Origin of the sequence: Endozoicomonas sp. ALB032, from assembly GCF_049310125.1 — a bacterium.
Lineage (GTDB): Bacteria > Pseudomonadota > Gammaproteobacteria > Pseudomonadales > Endozoicomonadaceae > Endozoicomonas_A.
Genome location: NZ_JBLYNW010000001.1, coordinates 3,384,548 through 3,403,421 on the forward strand (window position 1 = coordinate 3,384,548; position 18,874 = coordinate 3,403,421).

At 47.2% G+C, this 18,874-nt stretch carries 15 protein-coding genes; 9 read left to right on the plus strand and 6 right to left on the minus strand.

The window, feature by feature from the left end:
- Nucleotides 1–294 precede the first annotated feature (294 nt).
- Nucleotides 295–1,569 (minus strand): hypothetical protein, encoded by a 1,275-nt coding sequence (locus tag ACO6VG_RS12615; protein WP_422474210.1) that lies wholly within the window; start codon nt 1,567–1,569, stop codon nt 295–297.
- Nucleotides 1,570–2,139: 570 nt separating this feature from the next.
- Between ACO6VG_RS12615 and ACO6VG_RS12620 the strand changes: the two genes are divergently transcribed.
- Nucleotides 2,140–2,415 (plus strand): hypothetical protein, encoded by a 276-nt coding sequence (locus ACO6VG_RS12620; RefSeq protein WP_422474212.1) that lies wholly within the window; start codon nt 2,140–2,142, stop codon nt 2,413–2,415.
- A 95-nt stretch (nt 2,416–2,510) separates the two neighbouring features.
- Here ACO6VG_RS12620 and ACO6VG_RS12625 read toward each other — a convergent pair whose 3' ends face one another.
- On the minus strand, nt 2,511–3,680 hold the full coding sequence (locus tag ACO6VG_RS12625; RefSeq protein WP_422474214.1) for a JmjC domain-containing protein: 1,170 nt from the start codon (nt 3,678–3,680) through the stop codon (nt 2,511–2,513).
- Nucleotides 3,681–3,839: 159 nt separating this feature from the next.
- Between ACO6VG_RS12625 and ACO6VG_RS12630 the strand changes: the two genes are divergently transcribed.
- From ACO6VG_RS12630 to ACO6VG_RS12655, 6 genes are all read left to right on the plus strand, one after another.
- Nucleotides 3,840–4,475: a glutathione S-transferase family protein gene (locus ACO6VG_RS12630; RefSeq protein ID WP_422474216.1), complete on the plus strand. Its 636-nt coding sequence runs from the start codon at nt 3,840–3,842 to the stop codon at nt 4,473–4,475.
- A 237-nt stretch (nt 4,476–4,712) separates the two neighbouring features.
- Entirely contained in the window at nt 4,713–4,847 is a 135-nt protein-coding gene (locus ACO6VG_RS12635) for a hypothetical protein (RefSeq protein WP_422132603.1), read from the plus strand.
- Nucleotides 4,848–5,142: 295 nt separating this feature from the next.
- The gene (locus tag ACO6VG_RS12640) at nt 5,143–6,948 is read left to right on the plus strand and encodes an F-box/WD repeat-containing protein (RefSeq protein ID WP_422474218.1); all 1,806 of its coding nucleotides are present in this window, start codon (nt 5,143–5,145) and stop codon (nt 6,946–6,948) included.
- A gap of 219 nt (nt 6,949–7,167) precedes the next feature.
- On the plus strand, nt 7,168–8,991 hold the full coding sequence (locus ACO6VG_RS12645; RefSeq protein ID WP_422132605.1) for an F-box/WD repeat-containing protein: 1,824 nt from the start codon (nt 7,168–7,170) through the stop codon (nt 8,989–8,991).
- 326 nt (nt 8,992–9,317) lie between these two features.
- A complete protein-coding gene (locus ACO6VG_RS12650; protein ID WP_422474221.1) occupies nt 9,318–11,126 on the plus strand; it encodes an F-box/WD repeat-containing protein in 1,809 nt (602 codons plus the stop codon).
- Nucleotides 11,127–11,413: 287 nt separating this feature from the next.
- Nucleotides 11,414–13,111: an F-box/WD repeat-containing protein gene (locus ACO6VG_RS12655; RefSeq protein WP_422474223.1), complete on the plus strand. Its 1,698-nt coding sequence runs from the start codon at nt 11,414–11,416 to the stop codon at nt 13,109–13,111.
- Between the two features lie 32 nt (nt 13,112–13,143).
- On the opposite strand, the gene ACO6VG_RS12660 is transcribed toward ACO6VG_RS12655, so the two are convergent.
- From ACO6VG_RS12660 to ACO6VG_RS12670, 3 genes are all read right to left on the minus strand, one after another.
- Entirely contained in the window at nt 13,144–13,701 is a 558-nt protein-coding gene (locus ACO6VG_RS12660) for a hypothetical protein (RefSeq protein ID WP_422132608.1), read from the minus strand.
- Between the two features lie 66 nt (nt 13,702–13,767).
- Nucleotides 13,768–14,895, minus strand: coding sequence for an N-succinylarginine dihydrolase (locus ACO6VG_RS12665; RefSeq protein ID WP_422474225.1), 1,128 nt, complete (start codon nt 14,893–14,895; stop codon nt 13,768–13,770).
- A gap of 33 nt (nt 14,896–14,928) precedes the next feature.
- A complete protein-coding gene (locus ACO6VG_RS12670) occupies nt 14,929–15,729 on the minus strand; it encodes an aldehyde dehydrogenase family protein (RefSeq protein WP_422474227.1) in 801 nt (266 codons plus the stop codon).
- Here ACO6VG_RS12670 and ACO6VG_RS12675 point away from each other — a divergent pair.
- Both ACO6VG_RS12675 and ACO6VG_RS12680 read left to right on the plus strand, forming a co-directional pair.
- Nucleotides 15,703–16,242, plus strand: coding sequence for a WD40 repeat domain-containing protein (locus ACO6VG_RS12675; RefSeq protein WP_422137275.1), 540 nt, complete (start codon nt 15,703–15,705; stop codon nt 16,240–16,242). The genes ACO6VG_RS12670 and ACO6VG_RS12675 overlap by 27 nt on opposite strands.
- A 170-nt stretch (nt 16,243–16,412) precedes the next feature.
- Nucleotides 16,413–18,230, plus strand: a complete 1,818-nt coding sequence (locus ACO6VG_RS12680; RefSeq protein ID WP_422474229.1) for a WD40 repeat domain-containing protein — start codon at nt 16,413–16,415, stop codon at nt 18,228–18,230.
- A gap of 32 nt (nt 18,231–18,262) precedes the next feature.
- Here ACO6VG_RS12680 and ACO6VG_RS12685 read toward each other — a convergent pair whose 3' ends face one another.
- Nucleotides 18,263–18,820 (minus strand): hypothetical protein, encoded by a 558-nt coding sequence (locus ACO6VG_RS12685; protein ID WP_422132608.1) that lies wholly within the window; start codon nt 18,818–18,820, stop codon nt 18,263–18,265.
- Nucleotides 18,821–18,874 lie beyond the last annotated feature (54 nt).

The following is an 18,874-nucleotide window of genomic DNA, read 5'->3' on the forward strand; positions in this document are numbered from 1 at the left end:
ATTTTTATCCTCAATTTCTTGCAATCCTCGCTACGGACGCTTAAATCCGACAGGCTGCTAGTGATGAGCGTTTGATTGTTTGTTTTCACTCTTGTTCATCAGTCTTTGGCATTTTTCCCCAAGAACGGTTAGTGCCTGAGTAAATGAAGTCAAGAAGCCATTCCTGTGTTTTATTGTCCATGACAGAAGACCATTGACCGGGTGCCAGTCATGAGATACGACACCATAGCTGAACCTCTGGTAATCAGGCGATCACAGCGCTGTGTTATTGTTCCGACATACCGGACTGCCCCTCTATTCCTTCAAAGTGCTTTCAATACAGACACTGCAGACAACAGAGCGTGTGCAGTTTTCTGATGGAATATTATCATCCGTTGGTCTTGAGCAAATCCTGCATCCCTGGGTTTCTCGTGCGGCTCCTCCCACTGCTCCTTCTGACACCTCGCTGTTATAGTCTGATACCATTCCTTCATCGGAATCTTCACTGTCTGAACTCCCGTAATAGTCGAAATCTGGCCTATCATCCTCCACTAATACAGGCAAGGATGCCATGTCAATTCCCAGAATTATGTGTGTGAACTCTTGCATGCTTTCACGGCTATGCAGGGCTGCGGGCATAGAAAGTATTTTTTTGTAGTCGTCGTTTGCCATAAACAGGTAGCTTCTGCTCAGAAAGTCATTTCGCAAAAATCTTTGCAGCACTTCTTCCAGTGTTTTTGGCCAAACCAGTCCTAATTCGATGTAATGGTGAGAAGCTCTTCCCATTGCGCATAAAGCGATCAAAAGCGCAGTTTCACTGTCCAGATTTGCCGCTTTGAGCTGATGGGCAAAGCCTTGCGGAGATTGATATTCGCTGATATTACCAGACATCAGAGAATCGGATACCGCTTGATGATAGCTGTTTCGGGTAAAGTGCAGGAGCACCTGATCAAAGTACGGATCAAAGTCTTGCATGGAAAGAACATGAGGGCTAAGAAAAGCAAGAAACATCAGGGCAAAAACGTCATTTATATTGTCATAATCAGGTAGCATAGGTGCTATACCTAAATTGAAATAGTTGTAATGAGGGTTTGCTCCGCCATTGATGGTTGGAGACTTAAATAATTGTTCGAAGAGTCTTGTCGCCATTGCATTCATTTTCATTCGATCTATCGGCCTGATTTTCGTGGTCACATTTATAGTGAATATATGAAACATCAATCTCAACATTTTCTGAATGCGCCCATGCCGATATTGAGGACCCCCTATGTTCACGTAATTAGAGTAAAAGTTTAAAAGATGCCTAAAGTCTTGCTCATCAAACAGAAAGTCATTATAAATTTCCAGCCGATCATCTCCATATACATCGTCAGTCGTTAAATTTAGCCTGAAAAAGCCAATACGAATATTTTTAAATGGGTTTATGATGGAATTATCTTTGTCTTGTTGTTGTTTTGAAGTGGGCTTCCAGTTTTTTATATAATACTGGCGAAATTCTTCAAGGTTGTAAGTGTCGTTTGCCAGACCATGCTGACAAATAAACAAAAATATTGAAAACGAAAATAACTTAAAGGCATGTTGTATGGTCATTGCTTCATCTGCATTCTTTAAAATAATTTAACCAGAATAGTCGTAATTAAAATTTCTGCGGGGATTCTGTATCAGTGAAATTTTAGGGCCGTAAGATGTCTGGGTAATCTTTCAAAGAAACAGAACTAATTGGCTATCGCAAAGTGAAAATCACACAACTACAGATGCATGAGTGATTGCTTGCTTTCACTCTTATCGAATAAGCGTAAAACCCCATACTTTGAGGATGGGGATGTAAGCTCGGCTTCGGCTTGCGTAGAGCAAGCCCATGAACTATCAAACCTTACGTCTCTCGCAGACCTACCTCCGGGCTGGAGGAATGTTAAGCCTGCGGAGTTCGTGTGAGACTTGGGGAACATTGGGCTAGGCGCCCTCGCTTGTTCCCTGAGCAACGAACTGTGAAACAGGAACCTGTCGGGTGACTAACAGGAATCCCCGTCCTTTAGAGGATGTCGCAAAACTCTGGTTCCCATGCTTTTAGTCCCTGTGGGTCCCTGCGTGGGAACCCATACTTATCTCGAGCTGCAGAGTCCGCTTTTCAGGGGAGGTATGCATTCCCGCGCAGAGAGGGTGTCGCAAAACTATCTCCGGCGCGGGAACGCGCTGACTCCCGTCATTGCCGACTTCAGTCTCGTCATTCCCGGCTTCATTCTCGTCATTCCCGGCTTCATTCTCGTCATTCCCGGCTTCATTCTCGTCATTCCCGCGAAGGCGGGAATCCAGACTGACTCTCCACCAGAACCATACTGCCCGGTGTCCCCCTGGCCTTGTCATCCCCGAGAAGGCAGAGATCCACCGTTGGCGCTGGATTCCCGCCTTCGCGGGAATGACGACTTCAGAGCGTGAGAACGAGCTGTTGAAGGTTTGCGACACCCTCGCAGAGCGTGGAAACGAGTTGTTGGGCTTTTGCGACACCCTCTTTAGGTCGGGTAGGATGTCGATCATGAGCCCACACCATCTTCTTCAAAGAGCGGGTAGATACAGCCTGAGTTAATCAAGTCGAGCACTAGCTCCCGTGTTTCATTATCTACGACAGAGCACCAATGATCGGATGCCAGTTGTGAGTCCTGACACAACTGTTGAGCCAGGTTTGTTGCCTCCTCAGAGTGACATTTGTAGGCGTCACCATCAGCAAACAGTGTCAGGGAATTTCTCTCTTCCCTGAAAGCAAGCCTTGAGCCCTCATTAAGCACCAGATCAACTCCTGCAGCCTCTTCCTTAAAGGCTTCCCAATTTTGCCAGGGCTCTTCGACAGGCTGCTCGTGTTTGGGTTGAGTCATCATCTCTCCAAACCAGTCTGCCAGCATTGCACGATCTTCTATATGCTCTTTCAGGATTGTCTGCAGACGATCCAGGGTTTTTTCATCAATCTCGCCTTCGCGTTCGGGCAAAGTCTGGTCGGGGTCTGAATAGCGAAGACTTTCTGGCAGCTGATCGGCGATAAAGTCAGTAAACTGCATTAGAATTTCGCGATGACTGGGAGCCCGGAAGCCTACTGAAATAGTCATGCATTCGCCTTCGGCAGCGCCATGATGACCGACACCGGGTGGCAAATAGAGCATATCACCCGGTTCAAGGACATAATCTTCCTGAACTTCAAACTCTGACAGGATATGAAGGTCAGTGTTTTCCAGTTTTGGTGAGCTGGCATCGTAGACCGGGCCGACTTGCCAGCGCCTTTTGCCTTCGGCCTGAATCAGGAAAACATCAAAATGATCGTAGTGAGGACCCACTGAACCCCCATCGGTTGCATAGCTGATCATGATGTCTTCAAGGCGCCAGGAGGGCAGAAAGTCAAAGTAATCCAGCAGCGAGTGAACATCGGGAACCCAGTGATCCACAGCCTGAACCAGAAGTGTCCAGTGACTGGGAGGCAGACAGGTAAAGTCAGATTCACTAAAAGGTCCTCGTCTCAGTTCCCACGGAGTTTCTCCCTTCTCCAGAACAATGCGGGACTCAACTTCTTCTTCCAGAGTCAGACCTGCCAGCTCATCGGCTGAGAGAGGCGACTGAAAATCCGCTATGGCCTGGCGAATCAGCAGGGGTTTCTTTTGCCAATAGCCCTGCAGGAAAGCCTCTGCAGAGAGGGGACCCAGAATAGACTGTCTCATTGAATTTCATCGGAATGTAAATAAACGACGCAAGGTTAGCATAAAGTGGTCTTATTAATAGACTTGGTTGTAGGATAAGGGGTTCTCAGTCGTCATAGTGATAGAACCATTTTCTTATCTTTAAGGAATGAAAATGATTCACAGTAAAGGAGAATTAGCATGAAAGTTTACGGAGCAATCCTTTCTCCCATGGTCCGAAAGGTTATAGCAGCCCTGGAAATGAAGGGACTGGATTTTGAGTTGGACCTCGTCATTCCATTTAATACCCCGGAGGGCTTTGAAAAAATCAGTCCACTGAAAAAAATTCCTGCCCTGCAGGATGGTGAAGTTACCCTGGCCGACTCCTCCATCATCTGTGAGTATCTGGAAGATCGCTATCCGGAAATTGCTTTGTATCCCACCGATCCGGCCCACAAAGCCAAAGCCCGCTGGTATGAGGAATACGCTGATACCGTTTTGATGAAAGTGATTGCTGAAGGTTTGTTCTTCGAACGGTTGGTGAAGCCAATGATGGGGATGGAAACGGACGAAGACAAAGTACAGCAAAACCTTAAAGACAACATGCCCAGGACATTGGCCTATCTGGAAAGTGTTGTTCCGGAACAAGGTTTTCTTTTGGGTGAATCGTTGATGATGGCTGATATTGGCATCGGTTCCTGTTTTATCAATGCCGGTTATGCCGGATTCGAACCTGACCCCTCAGAATATCCGGCCTTTGCCGCCTATCTCCATAGGGTCAAGGCGCATCCGGCTTTGCAGAAAAGAATGAAGGAAGATGCGAGGTTGTTGAATTAATCAAAAAAAACGGAAAATAATGTTGGATACTGGAAAACAGTTGTCATCCATTTCTGTTTAGAAGATCCAAAATCAGAAGGCTAGTGCAGCTAAGCTCTGATATCCATACACCCCTCGTTCCCACGCAACAGAGGGTGTCGCAAAACCCGTTCCCCTCCCGTCATTTCCGGCCTCACTCCCGTCATTCCCGCGAAGGCGGGAATCCACACAGACTCATCACCAGAACCATACTGCCCGGTGTCCCCCTGGCCTTTTCATCCGCGAGAAGGCAGAGACCCGCTGTTGGCGCTGGATTCCCGCCTTCGCGGGAATGACGACCTCAGAGTATCGGAACGAGTGGCCTGTATGGATATCAAGGCTTGGCTGCACTAGTGGCGAAAATTATTGCTGCCGGTGGTAAAAAAGTAAGGCTGAGCTGCGTTATTGTTACCCGGCTGAAAAGCCTTACTCCAATCACGCCGAAGATGAGCGTGCGATCCTGGGTAATCAATTCAAGGGGTTTCCTCTAATTGACGCTATTCTGCTTTTGCTGAAAGACAGAAACTATTGTCAGTTTCACTTGAAAACCCGTAATGAACTTTTATTTCAACTCCGAGTCTAACCCGTGGCATCAATTTTAAATGTTCTTTTTAATTGAGGGTAAATGCTAACCATTGAGTAAGCGAGCATGGATGGAGTAAATAACGATTCAAATATTGTTGGTTCACTTTCACCAACACCTGATCAATCTACATCGATGCCAGAACCAACGGGTGTCAGCACCGGCAGGAAAATTACTGTATGTGACAAGGGTGAACTTTCGCTACTCAAGTTGCCCAGCTTGGTACAATTGAAAATTATTGGCTGTTTGAGACTTAAAGATATTGCCCGTTTAAAACAGGTGTGTACTTACTTTCGAGAGGTTATTAAAGAAGAAGACCTTCTGGCAAAGGCATGGTATCGCCGCTTTTCTTCAGCACACCAGTCGTTACTAAAGACAGTTATCTCCGCAAAAAATGATGAACAACTCAGCCGTTGGGTGGGGCATTTTACGAATAATCAAGTGTTAACCCGATCACTTATAAAACGCCGAAAGAATGCTTATTTTCCTGCTCTGGTCTTTTTCAACAACACTGATTTAATGTCGCAATGCAAAACGTTTAATTTAGAGACGAAAGCCACTATTTCCCATAGACGCCCTATCAGATCGGCCACTTTCAGTACCGATGGCCTCCACTTGGTGACTGCCAGTAATGATGGCACGGCGAGAATCTATGACCAGGAGGACAATGGATCATGGCAAGAAAAAGCCATCATTTCCCATTATGGCGCGGTCAGATCAGCTACCTTCAGTGACGATGGCCGCCACGTGGTGACCACCAGTGACGATAAAACCACAAAAATCTTCGGTTGGGAGGCTAATGGAAGATGGGAAGAAAAAGCCATCTTTCGTCATAATGACTGCATCAACTCGGCTAACTTCAGCCCTGATGGCCGCCATCTGATGATCACCAGTGACGACGACATTGCAAAAATCTATGGTCATGATGAGGATGGATTATGGGAAGAAAAAGTCATCATTTCCCATGATAACAAGATCGTTTCAGCCGTCTTTAGCTCCGACGGCCGTCTCGTGGTGACCGCCAGTTACGACCACAGGGCGAAAATCTACGGCTATGAGGATGATGGTTCATGGAAAGAAAAAGCCAGAATTACTCATGATGACTGTGTCATCTCGGCTAATTTAAGCGACGATGGTCGCCGTTTGCTGACCGCCAGTTGGGATGGCACTGCGAAAATATACGGCCAGGAGGCGGGTGGTACATGGCAAGAACAAGCGACCATTGACCATGAAGACGGTGTCAATTTAGCTACCATTAGCGCCGATGGATACCATGTGGTTACCGTCAGTGGCGATTGCAGTGTGAAAATCCATGGCTATGAGGACGATGGAACATGGAAAGAAAAAGTCACTATTTTTCATAGAGATGTGGTCAATACAGCCTCTTTCAGCCCCGATGGCTGCCATCTGGTGACCACCGGTGACGATGGCACGGCGATAATCTGTGGCCAGAAGGCGGGTGCGGGTGGATTATGGGAAGAAAAAGCCATCATCGACCATGGCGGCTATGACTGCGTCAATTCAGCCACCTTCAGCGCCGATAGTCGTCATATGGTTTCTGCCGGTTACGATGGCAGAGTGATAATTTATGGCCATGACGACGATGGTTTGTGGAAAAAAAAGTCCGAAATTGAACATGACGATTCGGTCACCTCAGCTACCTTCAGTGCCGATGGCCGCCATCTGGTGACTACCAGTTACGACAACATGGCGAAAATCATTGGCCAGGAAACTGATGAATCATGGGTAGAAAAAGCCGCGATTTACCAATGGGAGTCGGAAATATCAGCCACTTTCAGCAACGACGTTAGCCATCTGGTTACCGTCAGCTACCATGACAGGGTGCAAATCATTAAACTATTCATCGATTGATTGTTTGCTTGCTCGGTACTCCGGTCACCCCGAAGATGAGCGTGCGATCCGGGCTTATCCATCTGAGTGACGTTGCTCTGCGTGTGCTGAAAGACAGAAACTTTTGTTAGTTTCACTTAACAACCTGTTATGAACTTTTATTTCATCACCGATTCTAACCCGTGGCATCAATTTTAAATGTTCTTTTTAATTGAGGGTAAATACTAGGAGTAACAGAGCATGAATGGAGTCAATAACAACTCCAATATTGTCGGTTCACTTTCGCCAAGACCTGATCAATCTACATCGATGCCAGCACCAAAGGGTGTCAATACAGGCAGGAAAATTACTGTATGTGACGAGGATGAACTTTCACTAGTCAATTTGCCCAGCTTGGCACAATTGAAAATTATTGGCTGTTTGAAACTTAAAGATATTGCCCGTTTAAAACAGGTGTGTACCCACTTTCGAGAGGTTATTAAAGAAGAAGACATTCTGGCAAAGGCATGGTATCGCCGCTTTTCTTCTGCACACCAGTCCCTGCTAAAGACAGTCGTCACTGCAAAAAATGTTCAGCAACTCAGTGGTTGGCTGGGGCAGTTTACGAATAATCAGGTGTTAATCAAGTCACTTGTAGAACGCCGAAACCATGCTTATTTTCCTGCGCTGCTCTTTTTCAACAACACTGATTTAATGTCGCAACGCAAAACGTTTAATTTAGAGACTAAAGTCACTATTTCCCATAGAAGCGATGTCAACTCGGCCACTTTCAGCACCGATGGCCTCCACTTGGTGACAGCCAGTTATGATGGCACGGCGAGAATCTACGACCAGGAGGACAATGGATCATGGCAAAAAAAAGCCATCATTTCCCATGATGACTTGGTCAGATCAGCCACCTTCAGCACCGATGGCCGCCACGTGATGACCATCGGTTGCGATCACAAGGTGAAAATCTATGGCCGTGATGACGATGGATCATGGCAGGCAAAAGCCATCATTTCCCATGTTGCCCGTGTTGAATCAGCCACCTTCAGCACAGATTGTCGCTATTTGGTGACCGCCAGCCACGATGGCACGGCGAAAATCTATGGCCATGAGGACGATGGATCATGGAAAGAAAAAGCGATCATTTGCCATGGTAAATATGTTAATTCGGCCAACTTCAGCAACAGCAGCGATAGCCACCATGTCGTGACCACCGGTGACGATGGCACAGCGAAAATCTATGGCCATGAGAACGATGGATCATGGAAAGAAAAAGCGATCATTTCCCATCTTGAAGAGGTCCATTCAGCCAGCTTCAGCCCAGATGATCAGCATATAGTGACTGCCAGCAGCGACTACACACTGAAGATCCTTAGCAAGGAGGACGATGGGTCATGGGTAGAGAAAGCCGCAATTTATCATGATAACTGGGCCTGCTCAGCTACCTTCAGCGCCGATAGTACCCACCTTGTGACCACCAGTTATGATTGCACGGCGAAAATCTGCAGCCTGAAGGAGGATGGAACATGGGAAGAAAAAGTAACCACTAGCCATTTTGAGTCTGACGTTTCAGCCACCTTCAGCTCCGATGGTCGCTATTTGCTGACCGCCAGTTACGATAACACGGTGACAATCTTTGCTCTTGAGGATGGAGTATGGAGAGAAAAAGTCGCTATTCCCCACGAAAATGATCTCAGATCAGCCGCATTCAGCGCCGATGGCAGCCACCTGGTAACCGCCAGTGTAGATGGCAAGGTGAAAATTTATGCCCGTGAGGACGATGGATCATGGAAAGAAAAAAACACTATTTCCCATGCTGACGAAGTCAATTCAGCCACCTTCAGTTCCGATGGCCGCCATTTGGTGACTGCCAGCAAAGATTACACGGCGAAAATTATTGGCCAGGAGGCCGATGGATCATGGCTGGAAAAAGCCACTATTTCCCATATGGGTTGGGTCACATCAGCCACCTTCAGCAATGATGGCGGTCATGTGGTTACCGTTGGTAGCGATCGCAAAGTAAAAATTACACAACTACTGATGCATGATTGTTTGCTTTCACTTTATATTCACTAGTCCACCGCTTCTTCATGAAAGAGCGGTTAAATATAGCCTCGAGTAGCCGCTCCCATATTCCATTGTCCACGACAGTGCGACATTGATCGTATTTCAGTAATCCTGTCACCCTGAAGATGAGTGCGCGATCCGGGCTTATCCATTCAAGAGGTTTCTTTTGAGTGACGCTACTCTGCGTGTGCTAAAAGTCAGAAACTGTTGTTAGTTCCACTTAACAACATGTTAAGAACTTTTACTTTAAAACAGAATCTAACTCTAAACATCAATTTCGAATGTTTTTTTGATTGAGGATAAATACAAACTATCAAACTAAGGAGTGACAAAGCATGCGGCCAGACAAGTACTACTCAATCACTGCCGTTTCAGATTTACGAGATCCTGATGAACCTGAATCGAAGCGAGCAAAAACCGGTGTCAGTGAGGGTAGGGAAATTACTGCCTTTGAGAATGGTAAACCTCCTCTACTCAATGCCTCCCGCCCGACACAATTAAATATTATTGGCCGTCTGGGGCTTAAAGATATTGCCCGTTTGAAACAGTCATGCACCCACTTTCGAGAGCTTATTAAACAAGAAGATATCCTGGCAAAGGAATGGTATCGACGTTTTTCTCCAGCTCAACAGTCTCTGATGAAGACAGTTATCAAGGCAAAAAGTGATGAGCAACTCAGAGGTTGGGTGGGGCAATTTACGAATAATCAGGCGTTAATCGAGTCACTTGTTGGGCGTCGAAAAGAGGAATGTTTTCCTGCTCTGTTCTTTTTCAACAGCACTGATCTGATGTCGAAGTGCAGAACATTCAATGTCGATAAAAAAGTCACTATTTCCCATAAAGCCTTTATCAATTCAGCGACTTTCAGTAAAGACGGTCTCCACGTGGTGACTGCCAGTGACGATGGCACCGCGAAAATCTACGACAAGGAGGACGACGGGTCATGGAAAGAAAAAGCCACCATTTCCCATGATAAATCGGTCATATCAGCCACCTTCAGCGCCGATGGCCTGCACGTGTTGACCATCGGTGAAGATGACAAGGTGAAAATCTATCGCCGTAATGATGATGGATCATGGGAAGCAAAGGCCACTATTTGCCATGATGCTTATGTCAAATCAGCCACCTTCAGCGCCGATGGCCGCTATTTGATAACTGCCAGTGACGATGGCACGGCGAAAATCTATGGCTATGAGAAGGATGGATCATGGAAAGCAAAAGCTATCATTCCCCATAATGAATTTGTCAGCTCAGCCACCTTCAGTAACGATGGCCGCCATGTGGTAACTGCCAGTGGCGATCACACAGTGAAGATCCACAGTAGGGAGAACGATGGGTCATGGCTGGAAACCGGCATAATTTATCATAATGACTTGATCAGCTCGGTTAAGATCAACACCGATGCTACCCGTGTGATGACCGCCAGTTATGATGGCACGGCAAAAATCTACGGTCTGGAGGAAGGTGGAATATGGGAAGAAAAAGCCGCCTTGCACTATTTTGACGATATTGATTCAGTTGCCTTCAACGCCGATGGCAGCTATCTGGTGACCGTCAGCAACAATTACACGGTGAGAATCTATGGCCTTGAAGACGATGGATCATTGGAATTTAAAACCGGTATTCGTCATAAAAATAAGGTCAAATCAGCCGCCTTCAGTGCCGATGGCAGCCATTTGGTGACCGCCAGTTATGATGGCACGGCGAAAATCTATGGTAAGAAGGCGGATGATGGGTCATGGGAAAAGAAAGCCACCATTTACCATGGAGGCGAAGTCAATTCAGCCACATTCAGTCCCGATGGCCGCTATGTGGTGACCGCCAGTGACGATGGCAAGGTGAAAATTTATGGCCGTGAGGACGATGGATCATGGAAAGAAAAAACCACCATTTGCCATAATAGTCGAGTCTATTCGGCCAAATTCAGTTTTGATGGTTACCATATCGTCACCGCCAGTAAAGATAAAACGGTGAAAATTATTGGCTTGGGGGCGGATGGATTATGGAAAGAAAAAGCCACAATTTCCCATGGCGGGCTGGTCTCATCAGCCGCCTTCAGTGACGACTGTAGCCATGTGCTTACCACCGCCGCCAACGGTGGCTATCACAAGGCGAAAATTACTGAGCTGCGGATAAATGAATAATTGATTGTTTGCCTTTACCGTGTGCTGAAAGGCAGAAACTGTTGTTAGTTTCACTTAACACCCTGTTATGAACTTTTACTTTAAAACAGAATCCAACCCTTAGTTTCAATTTTGGATGTTCTTCCTGATTGAAGATAAACACAAACTATTAAACTAAGGATTGACCAAGCATGGAATCAATAAGCAACAACTCAAAAGCTGCCTTTTCATATTTACCAAAACCTCCTCAATCTATATCGGAGCATGCACCAACGGGTGCCAGTGGGGGTAGGGAAATCACTGTATCTGTGAGCAGTGAACCTCAGCTACTCAATTTGTCTCGCCCCACACCATTAAATATTATTGGTTATTTGGGACTTAAAGATGTTACCCGTTTGAAACAGGTATCTAGCCAATTTCAAGAGCTTGTTAAACAAGAAGATATTCTGGCAAAGGAATGGTACCACCGTTTTTCTTCAGCACACCAGTCTCTACTGAAGACAACCACCGCCGCAAGAAGTGATCAGCAACTCAGTGCCTGGCTGGGGCAATTTACGAATAATCAGGCGCTAATCCAGTCACTTGTTAAACGTCGGGAAGAGGCTTGTTTTCCTGCTCTGCTCTTTTTCAACAATGCCGATCTAATGTCGCAGTGTGAAACATTTAATGTCGATAAAAAAGTCACTATTTACCATGAGGCCTTAATCCGTTCAGCGGCTTTCAGTAAAGATGGTCTCAACGTGGTGACTGCCAGTCACGATGGCATGGCGAAAATCTATCAAAAGGAGTCCGACGGATCATGGAAAGGAAAAGCCGTCATTCTCCATGATGATGGCGTCGAATCGGCTAGCTTAAGCGATGATGGTCGCCACGTGGTGACCATCGGTGATGATGAAGAGGTGAAAATCTGTAGCTTGAATGACGATGGTTTATGGGAAAAGAAGGCCACCATTTCCCATGATTCCTGCGTAGAGTCAGCCACCTTCAGTGCCGATGGTCGCTATTTGGTCATTGCCAGTGATGATGGCACGGCAAAAATCTATGGCTATGAGGATGATGGATCATGGAAAGCAAAAGCTACCATTTTTCATGATGCATGGGTTAATTCAGCCACTTTCAGCGCCAATAGCTCTCATTTAGTGACCGCCAGTGGCGATCACACAGCGAAGATCTACAGCAAGATGGGCGATGGACTATGGGTGGAAAAAGCCACAATTGATCATGATGACTGGGTCAGCTCAGCTACCTTCAGCCCCGATAGCACCCATGTGGTGACCGCCAGTTATGATGGCACGGCAAAAATATACGGCCAGAAGGAGGGTGGAACCTGGGAAGAAGAAGCGAAAATTTACCATGTTGATGATGTCGATTCAGCTACCTTCGGCGCTGATAGCAGCCATCTGGTGACCGTCAGCAATTGTACGGTGAAAATCTATGGTCATGAGGATGACGGGCCATGGAAAGAAAAAGCCATTATTTTACATAAGGAAGTAGTCAACTCAGCGACCTTCAGCGCTGATTGCAATCATTTGGTGACCGCCAGTGTTGATGGCAAGGCGAAAATCTTCGGCCAGGATGGGGATGGAACATGGGAGAAAAAAACCACCATTTACCATAAGAACGAAGTCAATTCAGCCAGCTTTAGTGCCGATGGCCTTTACCTGGTGACCGCCGGTGAAGATGGAAAGGTGAAAATTTATGGCCATGACAATGATGGAGTATGGGAAAAATTAGCCACCTTTTCCCACAAAGCAGGGGTCAACTCAGCCACCTTCGGTCCCGATGGCTGCCATCTGATAACTGTCAGCAGAGATTCAACGTCGAAAATTATTGGCCTGAGGGCTGATGGATCATGGGTAGAAAAAGCCACAATTTCCTTTGGGTGGGGGGTTGAATCAGCCACCTTCAGTAACGACTGTGGCCATGTGCTTACCACCGCCAGCAGTGGCTATCCCGGTGGCTATAACAAGGTGAAAATCTTTGAACTACGGAAAATGAATAATTGATTGCTTGCTTTCATTCTCCAATATCCCCGACGTTACTTCAAATTGCCCAGCATTCTGGCTATGGCCGCTTCGGCTCTGGCCAGCCGTGTTTCATTGCTCAGTCCGGGAACAATCGTGCCCTGGGCAACCCCTTTCCACAGGGCGTCGCCGGTATTGGCCCGAATCAGGGCAATGGCTATGGTCAGTTTTTCCTGGCCCGGCTCAGTGACCAGTCCCGGCGTTGTGCCAAAGAATTGAATCAGTTCTGCGTCGGAGACGATGGAATCGGAAGCAATGCCATAGCGAACAATCAATGAATTCTGTGGGATCTGGTCAGGATCGATAGTCATTTTCGCTGACAGCTGTTTGGCTATCTCGAATTCTATTGTTTGATAAGCACTCTCACGGCTGGGGAACATCGGGTCCGCTTCTTCGGGGATAATGGGCTCGAACATCAGACCATCAAAATCGGCTAAAGAGAATCGATGCAGAGGCGAAGAAGTAATCGACAGGGGGGCGACCTGGGGATTTTTCTGAGGAGCCGTCAGGCTTACGCAACCTGTAAGGACTATGGAAATAAGCGCCACCATGGCAAGCGACATTGTTCTCATTTTTTTCTCCCATGAAATGGATGAGCTGATTCTATCACTTGCGGAGATAAAATCAGCTCCGGGCCTTTACACCTGTTGGAACTGATAAATAGACCCCAGTTTCAGAAGGCCGGTTAACTCATCCAGTGCTGTGCGAGACTCAATCAGAAGTTCAGGATCGGCAAGATCGGCTTCAGTCAGCCTGTCGCGGTAATGCTTTTCAACCCAGTGGCAGAGTGTTACATAGAGAGTGTCGTTTATCAGGCAGGCCTGGTTGGTGGCAGCCAGTTCCTCAGAAGTCAGCACAACTCTCAGGCGCAGGCAGGCAGGTCCACCACCATTATTCATACTTTGACGCAGGTCGAACACTTTGATGTTATTGATGGGATTATCGGATGCAACCAGCCCTTCCAGATAGGTTGCAACCTGTCGATCGCTCTGGCAATCAGAGGGAACAACAATAGTCATATCACGATCGGAAGTGCTGAGCAGCTGGCTGTTGAACAGGTAACTTTTCACTGCCTTGAGTTGATGGATGCGGGCAACAGCCTGTGAGGCTTCCAGAGTCTGTCGAGCCGGAAACTTTGTCGGAGCTGGCCGGGCGTCATCAAAGCTGTAACGGCCATAAACAAAGAGCTCTACCCCTTCGTCTCCATAGTTCTGACAGAAACGGGTATGGTTGGCTGCACCCTCATCACCGAAGTGAGAGCTACTGACAAGTGCAGGATGATGCGTAAAATGTTCCTCGCTGGAGAAAACGGCTTTTAGAATTCTGCCTGTTATCTCATGCTCAATGGAGCGGTGAAACTTGCTGCACAGGTTTGCAGGTGTAAAGTGCACGGTGCCAGAGGTTGTATCGGCGCTGGGTGATACGCTAGCGGCATTAGCGGTCCACATGGTGGATGCAGAACTGCATGCGGCAAGAATTTTGGGCACCTGTCGTGAGGCTTCGGCAAGCACTTGTTCATCACTGCCGCTAAAACCAAGCTTGCGCAGGGTATAAACGTCTGGTCTTTCCTGGGGTGCCAGCACTCCCTGTACTAAACCCATGTCGTGCAATGCCTTCATTTTCGCCAGACCCTGTAAAGCAGCCTGTTTGGGATTGGAAGGCGCTGACTGATGATGGGTTGAGGCGATATTGCCCAGAGACAGGCCTGCATAGTTATGGGTTGGACCTACCAGGCCATCAAAATTGGCTTCAACAGTTTTATTCATATCTCTTCTATTCCGATCTCGGAGCCAGCGTTATTAAAGCTTTGAACCCGGGGCCAGTTTTTCCAGGAGTGACAGGCTCTCAGCTTCCACACTGGCTACCGGGTAAGCACAGTAATCAGCGGCACAGTAGGCACTGGGGCGGTGGTTACCACTGTCGCCAATACCACCAAATGGCGCAGCACTGCTGGCTCCGGTGATGGGCTTGTTCCAGTTGACGATTCCGGCCCGGGAGCGGTGCAGGAACTGTTCATAGTCTTGACGACTGTCACTGAAAATGCCTGCGGAGAGTCCATAGCGGGTGTTATTGGCCTGTTCAATGGCTTCGTCGAGCTGGTCGTAACGAATTACCTGCAACAGAGGGCCAAAGTATTCTTCATCAGGCAGCTCTTTAATGGCGGTAACATCAATAATGCCGGGTGACAGTAAACCGGTGCCTTTCTTCAATTTTTGGCTCGTCAGCAGTGATTGACCACCCAGCTGCTGCAGGTGTGTCTGAGCTTGAAGAATAGCGTCCGCCGCCGCCTCTGAAATAACGGCTCCCATGAAGGGCTGGTCTTCATCATTCCATTGACCCACTTTGATGTTGCCAGCGGCTTCGACCAGCTGATCAATAAAACTATTACCCCATTCTGAGGCAGGAACGAACAAGCGCCTGGAGCAAGTACAGCGCTGACCGGCAGTAATAAACGCTGACTGAATAGCGTCGTGTATCGCTGCTTTGTGGTCTTTAACTTCAGTAATAATTAATGGATTATTGCCACCCATCTCAAGAGCCAGAATTTTGCCTGGCTGGCCACCAAACTGCTGTTGGAATTTAAAACCGGTATTCGTCATAAAAATAAGGTCAAATCAGCCGCCTTCAGTGCCGATGGCAGCCATTTGGTGACCGCCAGTTATGATGGCACGGCGAAAATCTATGGTAAGAAGGCGGATGATGGGTCATGGGAAAAGAAAGCCACCATTTACCATGGAGGCGATGTCAATTCAGCCACATTCAGTCCCGATGGCCGCTATGTGGTGACCGCCAGTGACGATGGCAAGGTGAAAATTTATGGCCGTGAGGACGATGGATCATGGAAAGAAAAAACCACCATTTGCCATAATAGTCGAGCCTATTCGGCCACATTCAGTTCTGATGGTTACCATATCGTCACCGCCAGTAAAGATAAAACGGCGAAAATTATTGGCCTGGGGGCGGATGGATTATGGAAAGAAAAAGCCACAATTTCCCATGGCGGGCTGGTCTCATCAGCCGCCTTCAGTGACGACTGTAGCCATGTGCTTACCACCGCCGCCAACGGTGGCTATCACAAGGCGAAAATTACTGAGCTGCGGATAAATGAATAATTGATTGTTTGCCTTTACCTTGTGCTGAAAGGCAGAAACTGTTGTTAGTTTCACTTAACACCCTGTTATGAACTTTTACTTTAAAACAGAATCCAACCCTTAGTTTCAATTTTGGATGTTCTTCCTGATTGAAGATAAACACAAACTATTAAACTAAGGAGTGACCAAGCATGGACTCAATATATAACAGCTCAAACACCGGCGTTTCATATTTACCAGAACCTGATGAACCTGAATCGAAGCGAGCAAAAACCGGTGTCAATGAGGGTAGGGAAATTACTGCCTTTGAGAATGGTAAACCTCCTCTACTCAATGCTTCCCGCTCGACACAATTAAATATTATTGGCCGTCCGTGGCTTAAAGATATTGCCCGTTTGAAACAGTCATGTACCCACTTTCGAGAGCTTATTAAAAAAGAAGATGTCCTGGCAAAGGAATGGTATCGACGTTTTTCTCCAGCTCAACAGTCTCTGATGAAGACAGTTATCAAGGCAAGAAGTGATGAGCAACTCAGAGGTTGGGTGGGGCAATTTACGAATAATCAGGCGTTAATCGAGTCACTTGTTGGGCGTCGAGAAGAGGAATGTTTTCCTGCTCTGTTCTTTTTCAACAACACTGATTTGATGTCGAAGTGCAGAACATTCAATGTCGATAAAAAAGTCACTATTTCCCATGACTCCTTATACAGTCTAGCGACTTTCAGTAAAGATGGTCTCCACGTGGTGACTGGCAGTGACGATGACACGGCTAAAATCTATGGCATGGAGTCCGATGGATCATGGAAAGAAAAAGCTACCATTCTCCATGATGAAGGCATCGAATCGGCTACCTTTAGCGACGATGGTCGCCACCTGGTGACCATCGGTAATGATGACATGGTGAAAATCTGTAGCCGTAATGACGATGGTTCATGGGAAGAGAAGGCTGCCATTTTCCATGATACCTGCGTTGAGTCGGCCACCTTCAGTGCCGATGGCCGCTATTTGGTCATTGCCAGTGATGATGGCACGGCAAAAATCTATGGTTATGAGGACGATGGATCATGGAAAGCAAAAGCTACCATTTTTCATGATGGATGCGTTAATTCAGCCACTTTCAGCGCCAATAGCTCTCATTTAGTGACCGCCAGTGACGATCACACAGTGAAGATCTACAGCAAGATGGGCGATGGACTATGGGTGGAAAAAGCCACAATCGATCATGATGACTCTGTCAGCTCAGCTACCTTCAGCCCCGATAGCACCCACGTGGTGACCGCAAGTTGTGATGGCACGGCAAAAATATACGGCCAGAAGGAGGGGGGAACCTGGGAAGAAGAAGCGAAAATTTACCATGTTGATGATGTCGATTCAGCTACCTTCAGCGCTGATAGCAGCCATCTGTTGACCGTCAGCAATTGTACGGTGAAAATCTATGGCCATGAGGATGACGGGCCATGGAAAGAAAAAGCCATTATTTTACATAAGGAAGTAGTCAACTCAGCCACCTTCAGCGCTGATTGCAATCATTTGGTGACCGCCAGTGTTGATGGCAAGGCGAAAATCTACGGCCAGGAGGAGGACGGAAAATGGGAGAAAAAAACCACCATTCACCATAAGGACGGAGTCAATTCAGCCAGCTTTAGCGCCGATGGCCTCTACCTGGTGACCGCCAGTAACGATGGAAAGGTGAAAATTTATGGCCATGACAATGATGGAGTATGGGAAAAATTAGCCACCTTTTCCCACAAGGCAAGGGTCAACTCAGCCACCTTCGGTCCCGATGGCTGTCATCTGATAACTGCCAGCAGAGATTCAACGTCGAAAATTATTGGCCTGAGTGCTGATGGATTATGGGTAGAAAAAGCCACAATTTCCCATGGGATGTGGGGGGTCGAATCAGCCACCTTCAGTACCGACTGCGGCCACGTGCTTACCAACGCCTGCGGTAGTTATGAAAGCAGCTATAACAAGGTGAAAATTATTGAACTACGGAAAATGAATAATTGATTACTTGCCTTCATTCTCCAATATCCTAGACGTTACTTCAAATTGCCCAGCATTCTGGCTATGGCCGCTTCGGCTCTGGCCAGTCGTGTTTCATTGCTCAGTCCGGGAACTATTGTGCCCTGGGCAACCCCTTTCCACAGGGCGTCGCCGGTATTGGCCCGAATCAGAGCAATGGCTATGGTCAGTTTTTCCTGACCCGGCTCAGTGACCAGTCCCGGCGTTGTGCCAAAGAATTGAATCAGTTCTGCGTCGGAGACGATGGAATCGGAAGCAATGCCATAGCGAACAATCAATGAATTCTGAGGGATCTGGTCAGGATCGATAGTCATTTTCGCTGACAGCTGTTTGGCTATCTCGAATTCTATTGTTTGATAAGCACTCTCGCGGCTGGGGAACATCGGGTCCGCTTCTTCGGGGATAATGGGCTCGAACATCAGACCATCAAAATCGGCTAAAGAGAATCGATGCAGAGGCGAAGAAGTAATCGACAGGGGGGCGACCTGGGGATTTTTCTGAGGAGCTGTCAGGCTCACGCAACCTGTAAGGACTATGGAAATAAGCGCCACCATGGCAAGCGACATTGTTCTCATTTTTTTCTCCCATGAAATGGATGAGCTGATTCTATCTCTTGCGGAGATAAAATC